Source organism: Microbacterium sp. CBA3102, from assembly GCF_007954505.1.
In the GTDB taxonomy this organism is placed as follows: domain Bacteria; phylum Actinomycetota; class Actinomycetes; order Actinomycetales; family Microbacteriaceae; genus Microbacterium; species Microbacterium aurugineum.
On sequence record NZ_CP042412.1, the window covers coordinates 115,372 to 133,739 of the forward strand.

General features: G+C 70.2%; 18 protein-coding genes. 4 read left to right on the forward strand and 14 right to left on the reverse strand.

Features of this window, described 5'->3' with window-relative positions; translation table 11 throughout:
• Nucleotides 1-82: 82 nt before the first annotated feature.
• Nucleotides 83-1,738, forward strand: a complete 1,656-nt coding sequence (aceB, locus tag FGL91_RS00580) for a malate synthase A (protein WP_153242787.1) — start codon at nt 83-85, stop codon at nt 1,736-1,738.
• 126 nt (nt 1,739-1,864) lie between these two features.
• On the opposite strand, the gene FGL91_RS00585 is transcribed toward aceB, so the two are convergent.
• Entirely contained in the window at nt 1,865-2,863 is a 999-nt protein-coding gene (locus FGL91_RS00585; RefSeq protein ID WP_153242789.1) for an aldo/keto reductase, read from the reverse strand.
• 68 nt (nt 2,864-2,931) lie between these two features.
• Between FGL91_RS00585 and FGL91_RS00590 the strand changes: the two genes are divergently transcribed.
• Entirely contained in the window at nt 2,932-4,386 is a 1,455-nt protein-coding gene (locus FGL91_RS00590; RefSeq protein WP_153242791.1) for a PLP-dependent aminotransferase family protein, read from the forward strand.
• A 13-nt stretch (nt 4,387-4,399) separates the two neighbouring features.
• On the opposite strand, the gene FGL91_RS00595 is transcribed toward FGL91_RS00590, so the two are convergent.
• Nucleotides 4,400-4,918 carry an Lrp/AsnC family transcriptional regulator gene (locus tag FGL91_RS00595; RefSeq protein WP_131492339.1) on the reverse strand — a complete coding sequence of 173 codons (519 nt, stop codon included), beginning with the start codon at nt 4,916-4,918 and terminating at the stop codon, nt 4,400-4,402.
• Nucleotides 4,919-5,023: 105 nt separating this feature from the next.
• Here FGL91_RS00595 and ald point away from each other — a divergent pair, with 105 nt between their 5' ends.
• Complete coding sequence (gene ald / locus FGL91_RS00600; protein WP_131492340.1) at nt 5,024-6,118, forward strand: alanine dehydrogenase; 1,095 nt, start codon at nt 5,024-5,026, stop codon at nt 6,116-6,118.
• 81 nt (nt 6,119-6,199) lie between these two features.
• Nucleotides 6,200-7,399 (forward strand): pyridoxal phosphate-dependent aminotransferase, encoded by a 1,200-nt coding sequence (locus tag FGL91_RS00605; protein WP_153242793.1) that lies wholly within the window; start codon nt 6,200-6,202, stop codon nt 7,397-7,399.
• 132 nt (nt 7,400-7,531) lie between these two features.
• On the opposite strand, the gene FGL91_RS00610 is transcribed toward FGL91_RS00605, so the two are convergent.
• From FGL91_RS00610 to FGL91_RS00665, 12 genes are all read right to left on the reverse strand, one after another.
• Nucleotides 7,532-7,933, reverse strand: a complete 402-nt coding sequence (locus FGL91_RS00610; protein WP_047524843.1) for a VOC family protein — start codon at nt 7,931-7,933, stop codon at nt 7,532-7,534.
• A gap of 30 nt (nt 7,934-7,963) precedes the next feature.
• On the reverse strand, nt 7,964-9,097 hold the full coding sequence (locus FGL91_RS00615) for a UDP-N-acetylmuramate dehydrogenase (protein WP_153242795.1): 1,134 nt from the start codon (nt 9,095-9,097) through the stop codon (nt 7,964-7,966).
• 13 nt (nt 9,098-9,110) lie between these two features.
• Nucleotides 9,111-9,509 (reverse strand): MaoC/PaaZ C-terminal domain-containing protein, encoded by a 399-nt coding sequence (locus tag FGL91_RS00620; protein ID WP_047524845.1) that lies wholly within the window; start codon nt 9,507-9,509, stop codon nt 9,111-9,113.
• On the reverse strand, nt 9,509-9,976 hold the full coding sequence (locus FGL91_RS00625; RefSeq protein ID WP_153242797.1) for an FAS1-like dehydratase domain-containing protein: 468 nt from the start codon (nt 9,974-9,976) through the stop codon (nt 9,509-9,511). The genes FGL91_RS00620 and FGL91_RS00625 overlap by 1 nt, the downstream gene beginning before the upstream one ends.
• A gap of 58 nt (nt 9,977-10,034) precedes the next feature.
• Nucleotides 10,035-11,237: a glycerate kinase gene (locus tag FGL91_RS00630; RefSeq protein WP_153242799.1), complete on the reverse strand. Its 1,203-nt coding sequence runs from the start codon at nt 11,235-11,237 to the stop codon at nt 10,035-10,037.
• A 119-nt stretch (nt 11,238-11,356) separates the two neighbouring features.
• Nucleotides 11,357-12,937 (reverse strand): SLC13 family permease, encoded by a 1,581-nt coding sequence (locus FGL91_RS00635; RefSeq protein WP_153242801.1) that lies wholly within the window; start codon nt 12,935-12,937, stop codon nt 11,357-11,359.
• Nucleotides 12,934-13,593, reverse strand: coding sequence for a response regulator transcription factor (locus FGL91_RS00640; protein WP_131492345.1), 660 nt, complete (start codon nt 13,591-13,593; stop codon nt 12,934-12,936). Before FGL91_RS00640 ends, FGL91_RS00635 begins: the two co-directional genes overlap by 4 nt.
• A gap of 1 nt (nt 13,594) precedes the next feature.
• A complete protein-coding gene (locus tag FGL91_RS00645) occupies nt 13,595-15,154 on the reverse strand; it encodes a sensor histidine kinase (RefSeq protein ID WP_153242803.1) in 1,560 nt (519 codons plus the stop codon).
• Nucleotides 15,147-15,422, reverse strand: coding sequence for a hypothetical protein (locus FGL91_RS18995; RefSeq protein WP_131492347.1), 276 nt, complete (start codon nt 15,420-15,422; stop codon nt 15,147-15,149). The genes FGL91_RS00645 and FGL91_RS18995 overlap by 8 nt, the downstream gene beginning before the upstream one ends.
• A gap of 71 nt (nt 15,423-15,493) precedes the next feature.
• Nucleotides 15,494-16,291, reverse strand: coding sequence for a sulfite exporter TauE/SafE family protein (locus FGL91_RS00655; RefSeq protein ID WP_047524847.1), 798 nt, complete (start codon nt 16,289-16,291; stop codon nt 15,494-15,496).
• A 37-nt stretch (nt 16,292-16,328) separates the two neighbouring features.
• Nucleotides 16,329-17,876, reverse strand: coding sequence for a tripartite tricarboxylate transporter permease (locus tag FGL91_RS00660; protein ID WP_131492348.1), 1,548 nt, complete (start codon nt 17,874-17,876; stop codon nt 16,329-16,331).
• On the reverse strand, nt 17,876-18,367 hold the full coding sequence (locus FGL91_RS00665; protein ID WP_131492349.1) for a tripartite tricarboxylate transporter TctB family protein: 492 nt from the start codon (nt 18,365-18,367) through the stop codon (nt 17,876-17,878). Before FGL91_RS00665 ends, FGL91_RS00660 begins: the two co-directional genes overlap by 1 nt.
• Between the last annotated feature and the right edge of the window lies 1 nt (nt 18,368).

Here is an 18,368-nt window from a genome sequence, read left to right on the forward strand (position 1 = left end):
ACGCGAGCCGGAGGGGGTGTCGACGACAGGAGGGGGCGTCGACCTTCTCTCGGCATCCCCGCAACGCAAAGGACCCACGATCATGACCACTCCCACCGCTCCCCCGACCACGGGCCCGATCCAGACGACCCAGCTGGGCCCTGCGATCGAGGTCACCGGACCCCTCCGCGAACGCTACGAGGAGATCCTGACGCCCGAGGCGATCGCCTTCCTGACCGAACTGCACCACCGGTTCGCCGCCCGTCGCCATGACAGACTCGCCGACCGGATGCGTCGGCGCTTCGAGATCGGCAACGGACACGACCCGCGCTTCCGAGAGGACACGGCACACATCCGGGAAGACCGCGACTGGCGCGTCGCCGGCGCAGGACCCGGCCTCGAGGACCGGCGCGTCGAGATCACCGGCCCGACCGACCCGAAGATGACGATCAACGCCCTCAACTCCGGAGCACGCGTGTGGCTCGCCGACCAGGAGGATGCCACGAGCCCGACCTGGAAGAACGTGATCGAGGGGCAGCTCTCACTGCGCGACGCCATCCGCGGCGAGCTGTCGTTCACCTCTCCGGAAGGCAAGGAGTACCGCGTCACGGCGGAGCGCACCCCCACGATCGTGATGCGCCCGCGCGGATGGCACCTTCCGGAGAAGCACATCGCGTTCACCGACCGTGCGGGTCGTCGCACCTCGGCGTCCGGCTCGCTCGTCGACTTCGGGCTGTACTTCCTGCACAACGCGCAGGCGCTGATCGAGAGCGGTCGCGGACCGTACTTCTACATCGCCAAGCTCGAGTCGAGCGAAGAGGCGAAGCTGTGGGACGACGTCTTCTCCTTCAGCGAGGAGTACATCGGCATCCCGCACGGCACCATCCGCGCGACCGTGCTGATCGAGACGCTGCCTGCCGCATTCGAGATGGACGAGATCCTCTACGAGCTGCGCGACCACTGCGCGGGGCTGAACGCCGGGCGGTGGGACTACATCTTCTCGATCATCAAGAACTACCGGGGTCGCGGGGCGCGGTTCGTGCTCCCCGACCGCAGCGAGGTCACGATGACGGTGCCGTTCATGCGGGCGTACACCGACCTGCTCGTACAGACCTGCCACAAGCGGGGAGCCTTCGCCATCGGCGGCATGAGCGCGTTCATCCCGAACCGTCGTGACCCCGAGGTGACGGCGCGTGCCATCGAGAAGGTCACGGCCGACAAGAAGCGCGAGGCGGGCGACGGCTTCGACGGCACCTGGGTCGCGCACCCCGACCTGATCCCCACGGCGCAGGCGGAGTTCGACGCCGTCCTGGGCGATCGTCCGAATCAGGTCGACCGTCAGCGCGACGACGTGCACGTGGAGGCGCGTGATCTGCTCGACCTGCACATCGGACGGCCGATCACCGCGCAGGGTGTGCGGGACAACGTCTCGGTCGCCATCCGCTACCTCGAAGCCTGGCTGCGCGGACTGGGCGCCGTGGCGATCGACAACCTGATGGAGGATGCCGCGACCGCGGAGATCAGCCGTTCGCAGGTGTGGCAGTGGATCCACCAGGACCGCACCACCGAGGACGGCACCCCCATCACCGCCGAGTACATCGAGGGACTCATCGCCCAGGTGCTCGCCCAGGCGACGCGCAGCCACGGCGACCGCTTCGACGATGCGGCGGAGATCTTCCGTGAGGTCGCGCTGCGCGAGGAGTTCCCGACCTTCCTCACACTCGGCGCCTACAGCCGGTTCCTGGTCGACGAGGACTGAGCGATAGACGAAGAGCCCTCGGGATCGCGGCGGACACCGCATCCGGGGGCTCTTCCCGATCCCGAGCCGGGCCGACCGGAAAGGCTTGGCCGGGAGCGCGGAACGGCGCCTGCCGCGCGAGCCTGCTCAGCGAGCCTCGCCCGGCTCGGCGTCGAGGCGTTCGCGGATCTCCGCGCCCAGCACGAGATCCGCCGCACCCAACGCCTCCTCCAACTGGGCGAGCGACGACACCCCGACGACCGGGATCACCGGCACCTGTGCACCGAGGAGCCACGCCAGGGCGACCTGGTTCGGTGTCGTGCCGATCTCCCCGGCGACCTCGTGCAGCAGCGCACGGCGAGCATGACTGGACGGATGATCGACGCCGCCCCACAGCGGCTTGTCGAGACGCGCGATCCCTCCCTGATGCAGCGGTGAGTACACGGTGACGGCGAGCGGCGGACGCTCGGCGGTGCCGGTGGAGGCCGCGTAGTCGAGCAGCCCGGGCGTGACGAAGTTGTTCCGCCCGAGGCGTGGCGCGGGGTACAGGTAGCTGTACTGCTGCTGCACCACGCCGTAGGGCGCGATGCCGAGTCGCCGCGCTTCCTCTCGCGCCTCCACCACCCTCCAGGTCGGGACGTTGGAGATGCCGGTGATGCCGACGAGGCCCTCCGCCTGAAGCTCGCCGAACGCGCCGACCGTCTCAGCGAGCGGAACCTCGCTGTCGTCCACGTGCCCGTACAGCACGTCGATGTGTTCGATGCCCAGGTGCCGTGCGCTCTCGGGAGCCTGCCGTCGGATGACCTCGGCGGAGAGACCCTCGAAGTTCGTCGGCGGCGTGTTCGAAAGAGGCTTGGACGGATCCTTCTGCGCGGCGCCGAGTTTGGTGGCGATGCGCAGCGCGTCACGGTTGCCGCGGTCACTCATCCAGCGCCCGAGCAGATCCTCGCTGTCGCGACCGGTGCCGTTGCCCCAGAGGCTGTAGTTGTTGGCGGTGTCGATGAACGTGCCGCCCGCCTCGACGAAGCGGTCGAGGATCGCACGCGCGGTGGCCTCATCGGTGCGGGTGCCGAAGTTCATGGCCCCCAGGCACAGGGTCGAGACGTCGAACGAGGTACGGCCGTCGGAGAGGGTGCGGTATTGCATGGAGGTCCTTTCTCGGGGGATGGCTCCACGCTAGAGACGAATCGGCTCGGGGATACACTCCAATCACGATGCAGAACACCAGACCGATTCTCGCGTGGGAGACCCTCCTCGACCTGGGTGCCGAGAGCGGGCCTTCCGTGCGCCTGCCACTACGGGATCGGATGGAGTCAGCCGTACGCCGAGCGATCGACGAGGGGCGACTCTCCCCCGGAGCCGCGGTGCCGCCGAGCCGGGCCCTGGCGGAGACGCTGGGAGTCTCACGGTGGGTGGTGACCGAGGCCTACGGGCAGCTCGTCGCCGAGGGCGTGCTGGAGGCGCGGACTGGGTCCGCGACGAGGGTCGCCGAACGGCCGGTGATGCCGAACGCCGCCCGCCTCCCCGATCGCCCGTGGTCGCGCGACCTCGCACCGAGACCCGCAGAGGCCCCCGCGCCACCCATCCGCTACGACCTGCGCCCGGGCATCCCCGACCTCCGCGCCACTCCCCGATCACGGTGGGCGGCAGCCGTGCGCGCCGGTCTCGCCGACCTCCCCGATCGCGACCTCATCGCCGCGCATCCCTTCGGATACGCTCCCGCCCGCGCCGCCGTCGCCGCCTACCTCGCCCGATCACGCCATGCGGATGCCGAACCCGATCGCGTCTCGATCACCCACGGCGCGACCGACGGCATGGACATCCTCACGCGGGAACTGCACGGGCGCGGGCACCGGACGATCCTGGTGGAGGACCCGAGCTGGCCACGACTGCGCGTGATCGCCGAACACAACGGACTGCGTCCGGTACCCGTCCCGGTCGATGACGGCGGCGTCGACACCGAGATGCTCGCCGCCCTCGCCGCTCGCACGGGAGCACGTGCCGCGCTCGTGACTCCTGCGCATCAGTTCCCGCTCGGAGCCGCGCTCGCGCCCGCCCGTCGCGAGCAGCTGGTCCGCTGGGCGCGGGACTGCGCGGGACTGGTCATCGAAGACGACTACGACGCCGAGTTCCGCTACGACCGGCGTCCCGTCCCCGCACTGCAGCGACTCGCGCCCGACAGCGTCGTGCTGATCGGTTCGCTGTCGAAATCGGTCTCGCCCGCGCTGGGCCTCGGGTGGATGGTGCTGCCGCCGGGCCTCACCCCCGCGCCGTCCCCGAGTGCGCCGTCACTGATCGATCAGGCCGCCCTCGCGCACTTCCTCACCCAGGGTGACTTCGAGCGACACCTGCGCGCTTCGCGCACACGGTTCCGTCGTCGGAGGCAACGGCTGCTCGACGCGCTCACGGCCGAGCTCCCCGAGCTGCGGGTGTCGGGCATCGCCGCCGGCATGCACCTGGTGCTGACGTTGCCGACCTACGCCCGCGCGTCCGCTGTGGTCGACGCCGGATCCGCCGAGGGGCTCGCCCTCACCCCGCTGCACCGCTACACCGACACGGCCGATCCTCCGGATGCGCTCGTCCTCGGATACGGACACCTCGATGATGCACTCCTCGAGGAGGCGGTGGCTCGCCTGGCGGCGGTCCTGGACTCCCCGCTCGTCCGCTGACGACTCACTCCGCTCAATGGAACGACGCGGCCACCGAGTTGCGGTGATAGTCGAACACGATGCTGGTGCGGGTGGAGGCGACGCTGCTCTGGGCCGACAGATGCTCGAGCACGAACTCCCGCATCTCCGATGAATCGGCGACCGCGATGTGCAGGAGGAAGTCATCGTCACCGCCGAGGAAGAACACCTGGATGACGGGCGGGAGGACACGCACCCGGTCCGCGAACTCGACGATGCTCTCCCGGCGACCGCTCGGACGCAGGGTCACCCCGATGATCGCCTGGAGCCCGGCCCCCAGCTTCCGCTCGTCCACGCTCGCGTGGAACCCGGTGATCACCCCCCGATCGATCAGCGCGCGCAACCGCGTGTGCGCCGTCGACGGTGCGACCCCGAGCCGAGCGGCGAGCTCCGCATTCGTCATCCGTCCGTCGGCGGTGAGCAGCTGCACGATCCTCGCGTCGATCGCATCGAGCGCGGGCGCCCGAACGCTGTTCGGCCCCGGGGCGTCAGAAGGCATCTCCATGCGAAGCATTATTCAGGATTTCGGGCATCGACGAATAGTCTTCAGTGATTCTGTTGATCTGGCGATGTTTCTGCGATCCTGGGTCGGTCACCTCATCACACCCCTGGAGGATCAATGAAGATCGGCGTCCCCACCGAGGTCAAGAACAACGAGAACCGCGTCGCCCTCACCCCGGCCGGCGCCGATCGGCTGGTCCACGAAGGCCACCGCGTGCTCGTGCAGACCGGCGCAGGGCTCGGCTCCGGCATCACGGACGAGACCTACCGCGCCGCCGGCGCCGAGATCGTCGCGACCGCCGCCGAGGCCTGGGGCGAAGCCGATCTGCTGATCAAGGTCAAGGAGCCGATCGCCCAGGAGTACGGCTTCCTGCGGCCCGACCTCACGCTCTTCACCTACCTCCACCTCGCCGCCGACCGCGCGCTGACCACCGCGCTCGTGGATGCCGGGACGACAGCCGTCGCCTACGAGACCGTGCAGCTGCCCGACCGCAGCTTGCCGCTGCTCGTGCCTATGAGCGAGATCGCCGGACGACTCTCCGTGGTCATGGGCTCGCACTCGCTGCTGCGCTCGCAGGGTGGTCGCGGAATGCTGCTCGGTGGCATCGCCGGCACCCCTCGCGCCAAGACCGTCGTGATCGGAGGCGGCGTCGCCGGTGAGCATGCCGCCGCGAACGCCCTCGGACTCGGCTCGAACGTGACCGTGATCGATGTCTCCCTCCCCCGCCTGCGCGAGCTCGAGCACCGCTACGGCGGCGCGCTGGAGACCCGCGCCTCGAGCCGCTACGACATCGCCGAAGAGCTCAGGACCGCCGACCTCGTGATCGGCTCCGTGCTGATCCCCGGCGCCGCTGCCCCCAAACTCGTCACCGACGACATGGTCGCCGCGATGAAGCCGGGATCCGTGCTCGTCGACATCGCGATCGATCAGGGCGGGTGCTTCGAGGGCTCGCGCCCGACCACTCACGACGACCCCACGTTCGCCGTGCACGACTCGATCTACTACTGCGTCGCGAACATGCCCGGCGCGGTTCCCGAGACCGCGACCCGTGCGCTGACCAACGCGACGCTGCCCTACGTCTCGGCGATCGCCGGCAAGGGCTGGGAGCGTGCCGCGTCCGAGGATGCCGCGCTCGCGAAGGGACTGAACGTCCAGAACGGGCACATCACCCTCCCCGCCGTCGCGCAGGCGCATGGCTTCCCGACCGACTGACCTTCCAGACCCGAAAGAACCTCGGATCTTGGCGACATCCCACACCTCGCGCGCCGCATCGACCCGAGTACGCTCGTAGTCGTGACCGAACGCGCTCCTCTCTCCCGCAAGCTGTCCGCCATCGCCGAATCCGCGACCCTCAAGGTCGATGCCAAGGCCAAGGCCCTCAAGGCCGAGGGCAAGGACGTCATCTCCTACGCCGCCGGCGAGCCCGATTTCGCGACGCCGCAGTTCATCGTGGACGCCGCCGCGGAGGCCCTCGCCGACCCCGCGAGCTACCGGTACACGCCCGCTCCCGGCCTGCCTGCGCTGCGTGAGGCGATCGCCGCGAAGACCCTGCGCGACTCCGGGCTGGAGGTCTCCCCCAGCCAGGTCATCGTGACGAACGGTGGCAAGCAGTCCGTCTACCAGGCGTTCCAGGCCGTCGTGAACCCTGGCGACGAGGTGCTGCTCCCCGCCCCGTACTGGACCACGTACCCCGAGGCCATCCGTCTCGCCGACGGCACCCCGGTCGAGGTCTTCGCCGGCGCCGACCAGGACTACAAGGTCACGGTCGAGCAGCTCGAGGCCGCGCGCACCGCACGAACCACCGTGCTCGTCTTCGTGTCGCCGTCGAACCCGACCGGATCGGTGTACACCGCGAAAGAGACGCGTGCCATCGGACAGTGGGCACTCGAGCACGGCATCTGGATCATCAGCGACGAGATCTACCAGAACCTCACCTATGAAGGTGCCAAGGCCACCTCGATCGTCGAGGCGGTGCCCGAGGTCGCCGGTCAGACGATCCTCGTCAACGGGGTCGCGAAGACCTACGCCATGACCGGGTGGAGGGTGGGCTGGATGGTCGGCCCGACCGACGCCATCAAGATCGCCGGGAACCTGCAGTCGCACCTCACCAGCAACGTGAACAACGTCGCGCAGAAGGCTGCCATCGCCGCGCTCAACGGTCCGCAGACCGAGGCCGAGCAGTTCCGCGAGGCCTTCGACCGCCGCCGTCGCCTCATCGTGTCGGAGCTGTCGAAGATCGACGGCCTCGTCGTCCCGAACCCCCTCGGCGCGTTCTACGTCTACCCCGACGTGCAGGGCCTGCTCGGTCGGACCTGGCGCGGCGTCACGCCGACCACCTCGCTCGAGCTCGCCGACCTCATCCTCGACGAGGCCGAGGTCGCGGTCGTGCCCGGCGAGGCCTTCGGTCCCTCCGGCTACATCCGCATGTCCTATGCGCTCGGCGACGATCAGCTGCTCGAGGGCGTACAGCGCCTCCAGCGCCTGTTCGCCTGACGCGGTCCCGCTCCGTCCGGTCCCGCTCCGTCCGGTCCCGGCCCGTCGGCCGAGACCCCCGCTGACCGTCGAGACCCCCTCGCAGCCGCGGTGCTGCGAGGGGGTCTCGACGTGTGGCGGGGGTCTCGGCGGTCAGTCCTCGGGATGGAAGCCGATCAGCCAGCGGATGCCGTAGCGGTCGACGAGCGTGCCGTCGTAGTCACCCCAGGGGCGCTTCTGCAAGGCGTCGAGCACTCGCCCGTCGGCGGCGAGCTTGTCGAACCACTCGGTGAGGGTCAGAGCGTCGGCCGTGCCGAGGAGCGACAGGAACATGCCGCCCATCTGGACGGCGTCGTCGTCGGCACCGGCATCCGCGCCGGCGAGCTCGACGAGCCCGCTCAGCTGCCCGTGCGCGACCGCATCGCCCGGGCCGTCATGACGCCCTGCTGCGGCGTAGTCGAACAGCTGCAGGTCACCCCCGAACACGCCCTGGTAGTGATGGAGCGCCTCTGCGGCGTTGCCGGGGAACAGCAGGTACGGGATCAGTCCGCTCATGCCGCGAGTGTATCCGCGACCGTCGAGGTCCTACAGGTCGACGCCCACCAGCACGGGCTCCGGCTGCAGCACGAGACCGAACTCGGCGTGCACCCTGCTCTGGATGAACCGTGCGAGCTCGGAGACCTCTGCCGCCGTCGCACCACCCCGGTTGGTCAGGGCGAGCGCGTGCTTCGTCGACACCGATGCGCGTGAGCGCGGGAGTTTGAACCCCTTGCGGATGCCGGCCTGTTCGATCAGCCAGGCCGCGCTCACCTTGACGTCGGAGACGGTCGCGGGCTTCGACGGCGGAACCTGCCCGTCGTAGGCGGCGAGAGGGATCACGGTCACCGCATCGAGGTCCGGGGCGACCGGCCAGCGCGGGCACTCGGGCGGCAGCGACCTGGCCACCGCCGCGGTCACGATGGCGTTCTGGAAGAAGGATCCGACGCCGTGCGTGTCAGGATCCGCATCGTCCAGGATCATCCCCTTCGACGCGCGGGTGGCGAGGATCCGCTCCCTGACCCAGCTGAGCGGGACCGGCGTCTCGTCGACGAGGCCGAGCGCACGCCGCAACTGCTCGCCGCGGACCACGCGCTCCCCGGCGATCAGCAGGTCGACGGTCACCGTGAGGATCACGGCACGACGCTGCGGCACGCTTCCGTGGTGGTGCTTGAGCACCGAAGTACGGAAGCCGAGGCCCAGGTCGGCCGCCGGAACGGTCGAGATCTCGCCGGTCGACTCGTCGATCAGCTCGACCTCGACCAGCGTCTCCTGGATCTCCTGCCCGTACGCACCGATGTTCTGCACGGGGGCGGCGCCGACGGTGCCGGGGATTCCACTCATCGCCTCGAGTCCCGCATAGCCGTGGGCCACCGCGTAGGCGACCAGATCGTCCCAGCCGTGTCCGGCCTGCGCGCGCAGACGGATGCGACCCGGGTGCGGGGAGGGAAGCTCCTCGATGCCCTCCGTACGCACTCGGATCACGGTGCCTTCGAAGGGCTCGTCGCCGACGAACAGGTTGGAGCCGCCGCCGAGGACGAACCACTCGTCGCCGCGCGCCCACGTCTCACGAAGGGACTCGACGAGGCCCTCGGTCGTCGTCGCCTCGAACATCCGCTCCGGCGCTGCGCCCGTGCGGAGCGTCGTCAGCTCCGCCAGACGAACCGGCTCGATCTCCCGCATCAGACCGCCCTCATCAGACGGCGACGCGCAGCTGCGCCTTGACGAGCACGGTGGTCTCGCCGAACGTGACCTTGAGGTCGATGCGTGCGACCTGCTCGTCGACCGCACCGACGGTCGCGACGACCTTCACGTCCGCACCGTCGACCGGGTCGACGACGACCGGCTTCGTGAAGCGCACGCCGTAGTCGAGGATCCGCGTCGCGGGGTCGAGGGCCGCGACGACGACCGAGGACGCGATGCCCATCGTGAGCATGCCGTGGGCGAGGACGCCCGGGAGCCCGACGGACGCCGCCACGTCGTCGCGGTAGTGGATGGGGTTGAAGTCTCCGGATGCTCCCGCGTAGCGCACGAGCGATTCGCGGGTGAGGTGCACGGTGCGCTCGGCGATCACGTCTCCGACGGTGTAGCCCATCAGACGGCCTCCCCTTCATCCGTGCTGTCCGCGCCGACCAGCAGCACGCTGGTCGCGGTCACGACGTGGGCACCCGCGGGGTCGGTGATCTCCGCCTCGCTGGTGATCATCGCGTTGCCCCCCATCATCCGGATGCCGGTCACGCGCAGCTGTGCGGTGAGCTCGTCGCCCGCGACGATGGGCCGCGTGTACGTGAAGCGCTGCTCCGCGTGGATGGTGCGCGCGAGCACGATGCCCGAGTCCTCCTGCCCCAGCAGCTGCTGGAGCGTGAGGTCCTGGATGACCATCGCGAAGGTCGGCGGCGCCACCACGTCGGAGAAGCCCGCCGCGCGGGCCGCCTTGACGTCGATGTGCTGCGGAGCGTCGGCAAAGACGGCACGCGCGAACTCGCGCACCTTCTCACGGCCGACGAGGTACGGGGCCGTCGGCGGGAACTCCCGGCCGACCAGTTCTTGGTTCACTGCCACCCCTCGATCCTACCGAGGGGGTGGCAGTGAAGCCGCCCCCGGGACCCAGGCGGAGCTTTCACGCTGCTCGCGCCGACATCGCCGACCCGAGCAGAACCATCCTCATACTGCGCTCCGCGGCGTCGCGCAGCAACGCCTCGCCGTGCTCCACCGCTTCTTCGAGCGGCATCGGCACGGTGATGATCGAGGCGATCGCGTCGATGCCGATGTCGTGCACGGCCGGGGCGCCCACGCCGAGCGATCCGGCGATGCCGAGGACCGGGACGCCCGCGACCCGCGCGCGCATCGCGATCTCGGCGGGCACCTTGCCGCGGGGAGTCTGGAAGTCGATGGCGCCCTCGGCCGTGATCACGAGGTCCGCGCCCGACATCAGCTCGTCGAGAGGTTCGGGCAGCAGCCCGCTGTCGAGCAGCACTTCGAAACGAGGAGCGAGACGGGCGCCGAGCACCGCGGCCAACCCGGCACCGAGTCCACCCGATGCCCCTGTGCCCGCACCCGTGCGCACGTCCATCGCCGCGCCGAACGGGCTCTGCTCCTCGAGCAGAGCGGCCCAGACGTCGAGAGCCTCCGCAAGCTGCTCCACCTGCTGCGGGGTCGCGCCCTTCTGCGGTCCGAAGACCCTGGCCACGCCGCGCGGCCCGCACAGCACGTTGTGGATGTTGCAGGCGAGCACGATCTCCACCTCACCGATACGGGGATGAAGGCCGGTGAGGTCGAGGTGGACCGCCTCGCCGAGGTGGCGTCCCCCGGCGGCCAGCGGTACACCGTCGCGTTCGAGGATGCGTGCGCCCAGCGCTTCGAGCGCACCGGCGCCGCCGTCACTCGTGCCGGAGTCGCCGCAGCCGACCACGATCCGCTCGACACCGGCGTCGAGAGCCGCAGCGATCAGTTCGCCGACGCCGCGGGTCGTGGTCGCCCCCGGGTCCCGCCGGTCGCGCGGCACGAGTCGCAGCCCTGCGGCAGACGCCATCTCGACGACGGCCGTACCCGATGCGTGTCCGCCCAGTCGCGCCCACTGCGCCTCGACCGGATCACCGACCGGGCCCGTGACCCGGAGCGCGATGAGTTCTCCTCCGGTGGCTGCGGCGAGCGCGGCGGCGGTGCCCTCCCCGCCATCGGGAACGGGGTATTCGTCCACCTGCACGCCGGGGATGACCCGTCGCACACCGGCGGCGATCGCCTGGGCCACGGCCTCGGCGCTGAGGCTCTCCTTGAATCCGCTCGGCGCGACCAGGATGCGTTGCGGGGTGTGGATCGACATGGTTCCTCCTTCTGCGCCCGGACGGGCGACGAACGCCCGGTATGCGGGCACGACGAGCACCGGTGCGCCGGCGGCGCACGCGGGAATGCGGCGGATGCGGTGGGGCCGGAGGCTGCGGATCAGAGCAGCAGCGGCAGGCCCATCAGCGGCCAGATCCAGAGGGCGAAGACGGCGACGAGCACGAACATCGCGGGCGCCAGCACCACCGAGAGCCGACGCAGGTCGTGCGGGGTGAAGCCCCCTCTCACGATCTCGGGGTCGGCGAACATCGCGACCGGCTTCGCGGAGCTGGGAAGTGTGTGGCAGAAGCCGGCCGCGGCGGTGGAGGCGAACGCCGCCGCCATCGGGGAGACGCCGAGCGCGGGAGCGAGAGCGATCACGACCGGGATGATGGCGGCCGAGCGCGCCGACCGCGACGGGATCAGCAGGTGCGCTGCGGTCGAGATCGCGATGACCACGAGCACGAAGGCGAAGGCACCGGCAGCGCCGAGACCGCGGAGCGGAGCGAGCGCCGATGAGCTCAACCAGGCAGCGGTTCCCGTCGTGGTGAGCGCGGATGCGAGGGCCAGGGTTGCGGCCAGGAACAGCAGCAGCGACCACGGCACGCGCGTGATCGCGGCGGGGAACGTCACGCAGCCGATGCCCGGCGTCACGGTGGCGACGGCTCCGAGCAGGGCGACCAACGCGGGCGAGAGGTGGTGCAGCGGCTCGGTGCTCCAGAGCACGATCACCCCGGCGAGAAGCAGCGCGGCCCGACGCTCCGCGGCGCTGAGCGGCCCGGTCACCGCCGTCGGTGCGGCGCGACCGATCTCGGCGGCGCTCATCCGGAGTGGTTCCCTGCGGTCTTCCCTGCGGGTGAAACGCCAGAGGATGATCTCGCACGCCAGATGCGACGAGACCACGGCCAGCGGAAGCCCGAGCAGCAGCCAGGTCAGGAAGGTGAAGCCCTCCTCCCCCGCTGCACGCAGCAACTGGTCGGTCACGATGTGCGCCCCTGCGCCGAGCAGGGACCCGACGGCGGAGAGCAGGACCACGGTCGGCATCAGGAGGGCGAGAGCGCGGACCACCCGCTCGCGTCCGGGAAGGACGGCCGAGACCGCACCGTGCACGGGGACCGCCAGCGCGGCGCGCCCGGACGTGGCGGGCACGGCGAATGCAGTGAGCGTCAGGGCGACCGTGGTGAGGTGGAACAGGCTCCGCGGGCCCCGCGCGAGCCGCAGCAGGTGCGAGGCACCACGCAGGGCGAGACCGGACGAAGACACCGCCGAGGAGATCACGAAGGCGCCGATGAGCAGCCAGATCGTCTCGTCGCCGAGGGAGGCGAAGAAGTCGCTCGGCGGCAGCACCCCGGTGACGATCAGCGCGATCGCCGCGAGGAAGGCGACGAGCGTGTCATCGAGGCCGGTCGAGGTCCAGGCCCACACGGCGAGCAGGAAGACGGTGAGCGTCGCCGCGATCGGCAGGGTCGGCGCGCCGCTCCCCGTCGTCCCGGTCAGCGCGGACAGGGTCATCCCGAGCCCGGCGACGAGCACCAGTCCGAGCATGACCAGGCGGACGGACCGCCCGCGCCGGGCTCGGCGCCGCGCGGACCGGGCTCCGACGGGCACCGGTCCGTGTCGCGGCGGCATCGTGGCGAAGCGTGTGCGCTCGACGGCCGTCGCGTCCGCGCTCGGGCTCGTGGTCTCGATACGATCGCTCATCGGAATCGATACCCCGCCCCGCGCACGGTCTCGATGCGGTCGACCCCGATCTTGCCGCGCAGCGCCCGTACATAGACGTCGACCACATTGGAAGCCGGATCGAAGTCCATCCCCCAGACGTGCCCGATCAGTTGATCGCGCGACAGCACTTGTCCGGCGTTCTGCAGGAACACCTCGAGCAGGGCGAACTCCCGCGAGGTGAGCTCGCGCATGTCCCCCTCGACGGTGACCGTGCGTGCGCGCACATCCACGCGCACCTCGCCGTGGGTGAGCACCGGACCGGCCGCGCGTCCCTCACCGTCACCGATCCGCAGCCGCACCCGGGCGATGAGTTCGGCGAACTGGAACGGCTTGGTGACGTAATCGTTGGCACCGCTCTCCAGACCCCGCACGGTGTCGATGACCGAGTCACGGGCGGTGAGGATGATGACCGGTGTCGCGACGCCTTCGCCGCGCAGGTTGGCGAGCACGTCGAAGCCGTCCATGCCTCCGAGCCCGATGTCGAGCAGCACCAGGTCGAACATGCCGCTGCGTGCCATCAGCAGTGCGGTGTGCCCGTCGGCGGCCTCGGCGGTCTCGTACCCGGCCGCGCGCAGCCCGCGGCGGACGAACGAGGTGATGTGCGGGTCGTCTTCGGCGATGAGGATGCTGCGCATCTCACTCGCTCCTCTCTGTCGCGGCGTCGAACCGCGTAGGGGTGGGCGCGGGGAGGTCGATACCGAATGTGGCGCCTTCGCCGAGCACGCTGTCGACCCACGCCGAGCCGCCGTGTCCATCGGTGATCGCCCGCACGATCGCGAGCCCGAGCCCCGATCCGCGGCGTGCACCGGAGCTATCCCCGCGGGCGAAGCGTTCGAAGATGCGCTCGGCATCGGTCACGGCGACTCCGGGACCGGAGTCTCGCACCCAGAGTCGCAGGCGCCGCTCGGAGCCCTCGCCGTCGAAGCGGGAGCCGATGAGGATGCGATCGCCCGGCTCGGTGACCTGCACCGCGTTCGCCGCGAGCTGGAGCACGGCCTGGGTGACCCGCTGGGGGTCGAGCGGAACCGCTCCCTCCGCCACCTCCATGAGCTGCCACCGGCGGTCACCCAGGTTCTGCGCTTTGGCCTCGATGTCGAGGGTGAGGGCGGCGATGTCGCAGTCCGCGACGCGCACGAAGTCAGGCTGCTCGGCCCGCGCGAGCACGAGGAGGTCCGTGACGATGCGGCTCATGCGGTCGAGCTCGTCGCTGACGAGACGCAGGGTCACGGCTCGCTCCTCGGGGTCTTCACTGAGCAGCTCCAGCTGTCCCCGCACGATCGTGATCGGGGTGCGCAGTTCGTGCCCCGCGTCGTCCACGAACCGTTGCTGCGTGGCGTGCACGGCTTCGAGGCGGTCGAGCATCTGGTTGAAGGTCGTGGCCACGGCGGCGATGTCATCCGTCCCCTCCACCGGCACCCTGGCCGAGAGGTCGTGCTCCCCGATGTCGCGCGCGACCCGGTACACCTCTCGCACGGGTGCCAGGATCTGGCCTGCCACGAGCCAGGCGACGCCGGAGCTGAGCACGATGCCGACCAGCGCGACCCACGCGATCGTCGCGAAGCCGGCATCGACCTGCGCCCGCGCGTCCTTCGTGTACTGCATGATCAGGACCGAGCCGTCGCCGTCACCGGTCGTGAAGTCCAGCCGGCCCCAGCGCAGGGGTCCGGCTTCGCGCTCCTCCTGAGCGCCGGAGGTCTCCGTGGCGCCGAGGAGCTCGGCCACGAGCGCCTCCCCGCCGGGCACGTCCGAGACGGCGGAGGGATCCGTCGTTGTCGCCGAGCCGTTCGCGACCGCGATCGCCGTGCCGCCGACGGTGGCGACGACGACCTCGTTCTCGTGCGCGGATTGCCGGGCGACGTACTCGGTGACGAGCTCCTCCGCCGTGGTGTGGCCGCTCGCCGCCGCATCCTCCGCGAAGCGGGCGAACTCGGCGGCTTCCTGCTCGATCTCGGCGTTGGCGGACTGCTCGACGCCCGCGATGAAGATGCTGCGGCCGATCATCCCGACGGCGAAGAGGGTCACGGCGGTGCTGAGGATGATCCACAGGGTGATCCGCCAGCGCGCAGGCAGCGTGCGGCGACGCAGGGTGCGCAGCGGGACACCGGTGGCCGTCGGCCCGTGCGCCACCGCGCGCGGCTCGGGACGAGGCGTGTCCTTCGCGTCGAGCTCCAGCGGGAGCGTGGGCGCGTCAGTCATCGTCGCCGTCGTCATCGTCGTCGTCGCCCGCGGGCGGCGCGGGCACCGGCGCCGGTTGCGGGGCGGGTGCCGGAGCAGGAGCAGGTGCGGGCGCCGGGGTCACACGTGGCGCCGGCTCCTCGGTCGGCGGCGCGAGCTGCACCGACACGGGTTCCGTGGGCAGGTGGGGAGACGGAGGCATCTGCGCCAGCACGACGCTCCCGACCGCGAAGGCGACCGGAACGGCGATCAGGGCGCCGGTGAGGAGGAGGCGTCGTGGAGTGGGCATGACCCCATGATGCCGGTCGATCATGATGCGCAGATGAGCCGTGGATGAAGATCCTTTCATCCACCTCTCGGTCAGGCGCGCTTACGCCCTCTGACCGCCTTGATCGCCATCTGCACGGCGATCACCACGAGATATGCCGCGAACAGCATGTTGCCGAGGGTCGGATCGACGATCGTCGCCAGCCACGCCCCGAGCGCGGTCGTGGTGCACGCGGAGACGCCGATGAGCAGCGCGGCGAGCAGGTCGACATTGCGGTTGCGCAGATTCCCCACCGTGCCCGAGATCGCCGTCGGGATCATCATGAGCAGCGAGGTGCCCTTCGCGACGAGGTCGCTGGTGCCGAAGGCCAGCATCAGCACGGGGACGACGATGACGCCGCCACCCACCCCGATCAGACCGGCGAGGATGCCGGTGCCGATGCCGACGCCGACCAGGGCGATTCCGGTCAGCCAGGTGAGCTCGAACGCGGCGTCGCGCGAGGGGATGACGAGGAAGAGACTGACGATCACGACGAGGAGGAAGCCGACGAAGCCCCAGCGCAGGGCTGTCTGCGAGATGCGCGGCAGCAGGCGCGTACCGATCTGCGCGCCGAGCACGGCCCCGGCCGCCAGGATGATGGCGGGGATCCAGGCGACGGATCCGGTCGTGGCGTACGAGATGACGCCGACGCTCGCCGTCGGGACGATCGCCGCGAGCGAGGTTCCGGCCGCGAGGCGCTGGTCGAAGTGGAGCAGGAGAACCAGCAGCGGGACGATGACCGTGCCGCCGCCGACGCCGAAGAGGCCGGAGAGGAGACCGGCGAGAAGGCCGATCCCGATGAACGTGATGTAGGCGCGAGGCCCTCGTGCCCTGGCCTGTACGTCACTCACCGGATCAGCCTACTCCCGGCCTCCTCCCGTCCCGAACTCAGACCTCCGAGTCCGCCTTGATCGGCACGGCGATCGACTCGGTGAGCGCCTGCTCGTAGCGACGCTGCCGCCGACGCAACCACAGCCCACCGATGATCAGCAGAGCGAGCACCCCGTAGGCGATGGCTGCGAACGGCTGCATCACCAACGTGCTCAGGTCTCCCTGGCTCAGCTGCAACGCCTTGCGCAGCTGCTCCTCGGCCATCGGCCCCAGGATCATCCCGACCACCAGCGGCGCCACCGGGTATCCGTACCTGCGCATGAAGTATCCGAGGATGCCGACGATGAGCAGGATCAGGATGTCGATCGGGGAGCTGTGCAGGGCGTACGCCCCGAAGACGGCGAACAGCAGGATCCCCGCGTACAGGTACGGCCGCGGGATCTGCAGCAGCTTCACCCACATGCCCACGAGCGGCAGGTTGAGCACGATCAGGATGACGTTGCCGATGTACAGGCTCGCGATCAGCGCCCACACCAGGTTCGACTGGTTCTCGAACAGCAGGGGTCCCGGTTGGATGCCGTACGACTGGAACGCCGTGAGGATGATCGCCGCGGTCGCGGTCGTCGGCAGCCCGAGTGTGAGCAGAGGCACGAGCACACCGGCGGCAGCCGCGTTGTTCGCGGACTCCGGACCGGCGACGCCCTCGATGGCACCTCGTCCGAACTCCTCGCGGTGCTTCGACAGCTTGCGTTCGGTCGCGTACGAGAGGAACGTCGCGACGTCCGCACCGCCGGCGGGGATCGTGCCGATCGGGAAGCCGATCGCCGTTCCTCGCAGCCACGGCTTCCACGACCGGCGCCAGTCCGCCTTCGTCATCCACGAGCGCCAGCCCCGGGTGACGGGGATGACGTCGACGCCGCCGTGACGCAGCCGCGCGGCGATGTAGAACGTCTCCCCCACGGCGAACAGTCCGACCGCGACCAGCACGATGTCGACGCCGTCGGACAGCGCCGGGATCCCCAGCGTGTAGCGCTGCTGCCCCGAGAGCCAGTCGGTGCCGACGAGTCCGAGGAACAGCCCGACGCCGAGCGAGAGCATCCCCCGGGAGATCGAGCTGCCGATCAGCGCACCCACCGTGACGAACGCGATGACGATGAGGGCGACGTAGTCGGCCGGTCCGAGGTTCACCGCGAACTGTGCGAGCAGCGGCGCCAGCAGGGTCAACCCCAACGTGGCGAGCGTGCCGGCGATGAACGAGCCGATGGCCGCCGTGGCGAGTGCGGCTGCGCCCCGCCCCATCCTGGCCATCCTGTTGCCTTCGATCGCGGTGACGATCGACGCCGACTCCCCCGGGGTGTTGAGCAGGATGCTCGTCGTCGAGCCGCCGTACATGCCGCCGTAGTAGATGCCCGCGAAGGTGATCAGCGCCGCCGCGGGGTCCAGTGTGTACGTCAGGGGAAGCAGCAGGGCGACCGTCATGGCGGGGCCGATCCCCGGCAGCACGCCGACCGCGGTACCGACGAAGACGCCGAGGAAAGCGAAGGCGAGGTATTCGGGTTGCAGCGCCGTCGCGAAGCCTTCGAGGAGCAGCGTCCAGCTGTCCATCAGAACATCCTTCCGAGCCAGCCGAGGGCAGGACCCCACGGGAGCGAGAGACCGAGCAGGCCGCCGAAGGCGATCTGGATCACAACCGCGACGCCGATCCCGATCAGGAAGGCCATCCACCAGCGCTTCGCGGCGAGAGACCAGGCGACGCCGCCGAACAGGAGTGCGGCGGCCGGCGCCCAGCCGAGCGGCTCGATCAGCAGGAGGTGCGCGACCACCAGACCCACCAGCTTGGCGAGCGTCACCCAGTCGGTCGGCAGTGTGGTGTCGACGTCCTCCGCCTCCTCGGCGCCGCCGCGCTCACCGCGCAGCACGCCGATCAGCACGGCGACTGCAGAGGCGAGCAGGATGACGGACACGAAGATCGGGAACACGGTGGGGCCGGCCTTCATACCGACGGGGACATGGATCAGGAAGATGCCGACGACGGCGAAGACGCCGAGCGCGACCATGATGCCGGCGAACACGAGTTCGCCGAGGGCGACCCTCATG

Bases quoted from the DNA above. Each gene is read 5' to 3' on its own strand.
- FGL91_RS00615 (WP_153242795.1), bottom strand. From the start codon at position 9,097: ATGCGGGAGATCGAGCCGGTTCGTCTGGCGGAGCTGACGACGCTCCGC.
- FGL91_RS00610 (WP_047524843.1), bottom strand. From the start codon at position 7,933: ATGAGCGGACTGATCCCGTACCTGCTGTTCCCCGGCAACGCCGCAGAG.
- FGL91_RS00585 (WP_153242789.1), bottom strand. From the start codon at position 2,863: ATGCAATACCGCACCCTCTCCGACGGCCGTACCTCGTTCGACGTCTCG.
- FGL91_RS00630 (WP_153242799.1), bottom strand. From the start codon at position 11,237: ATGTCGATCCACACCCCGCAACGCATCCTGGTCGCGCCGAGCGGATTC.
- FGL91_RS00595 (WP_131492339.1), bottom strand. From the start codon at position 4,918: ATGCTTCGCATGGAGATGCCTTCTGACGCCCCGGGGCCGAACAGCGTT.
- aceB (WP_153242787.1), top strand. From the start codon at position 83: ATGACCACTCCCACCGCTCCCCCGACCACGGGCCCGATCCAGACGACC.
- FGL91_RS00620 (WP_047524845.1), bottom strand. From the start codon at position 9,509: ATGGGCTACACCGTCGGAGACGTGATCGCCGAGCGCACCGTGCACCTC.
- FGL91_RS00645 (WP_153242803.1), bottom strand. From the start codon at position 15,154: ATGACTGACGCGCCCACGCTCCCGCTGGAGCTCGACGCGAAGGACACG.
- FGL91_RS18995 (WP_131492347.1), bottom strand. From the start codon at position 15,422: ATGCCCACTCCACGACGCCTCCTCCTCACCGGCGCCCTGATCGCCGTT.
- FGL91_RS00640 (WP_131492345.1), bottom strand. From the start codon at position 13,593: ATGCGCAGCATCCTCATCGCCGAAGACGACCCGCACATCACCTCGTTC.
- FGL91_RS00590 (WP_153242791.1), top strand. From the start codon at position 2,932: ATGCAGAACACCAGACCGATTCTCGCGTGGGAGACCCTCCTCGACCTG.
- ald (WP_131492340.1), top strand. From the start codon at position 5,024: ATGAAGATCGGCGTCCCCACCGAGGTCAAGAACAACGAGAACCGCGTC.
- FGL91_RS00660 (WP_131492348.1), bottom strand. From the start codon at position 17,876: ATGGACAGCTGGACGCTGCTCCTCGAAGGCTTCGCGACGGCGCTGCAA.
- FGL91_RS00635 (WP_153242801.1), bottom strand. From the start codon at position 12,937: ATGAGCGATCGTATCGAGACCACGAGCCCGAGCGCGGACGCGACGGCC.
- FGL91_RS00665 (WP_131492349.1), bottom strand. From the start codon at position 18,367: ATGAGGGTCGCCCTCGGCGAACTCGTGTTCGCCGGCATCATGGTCGCG.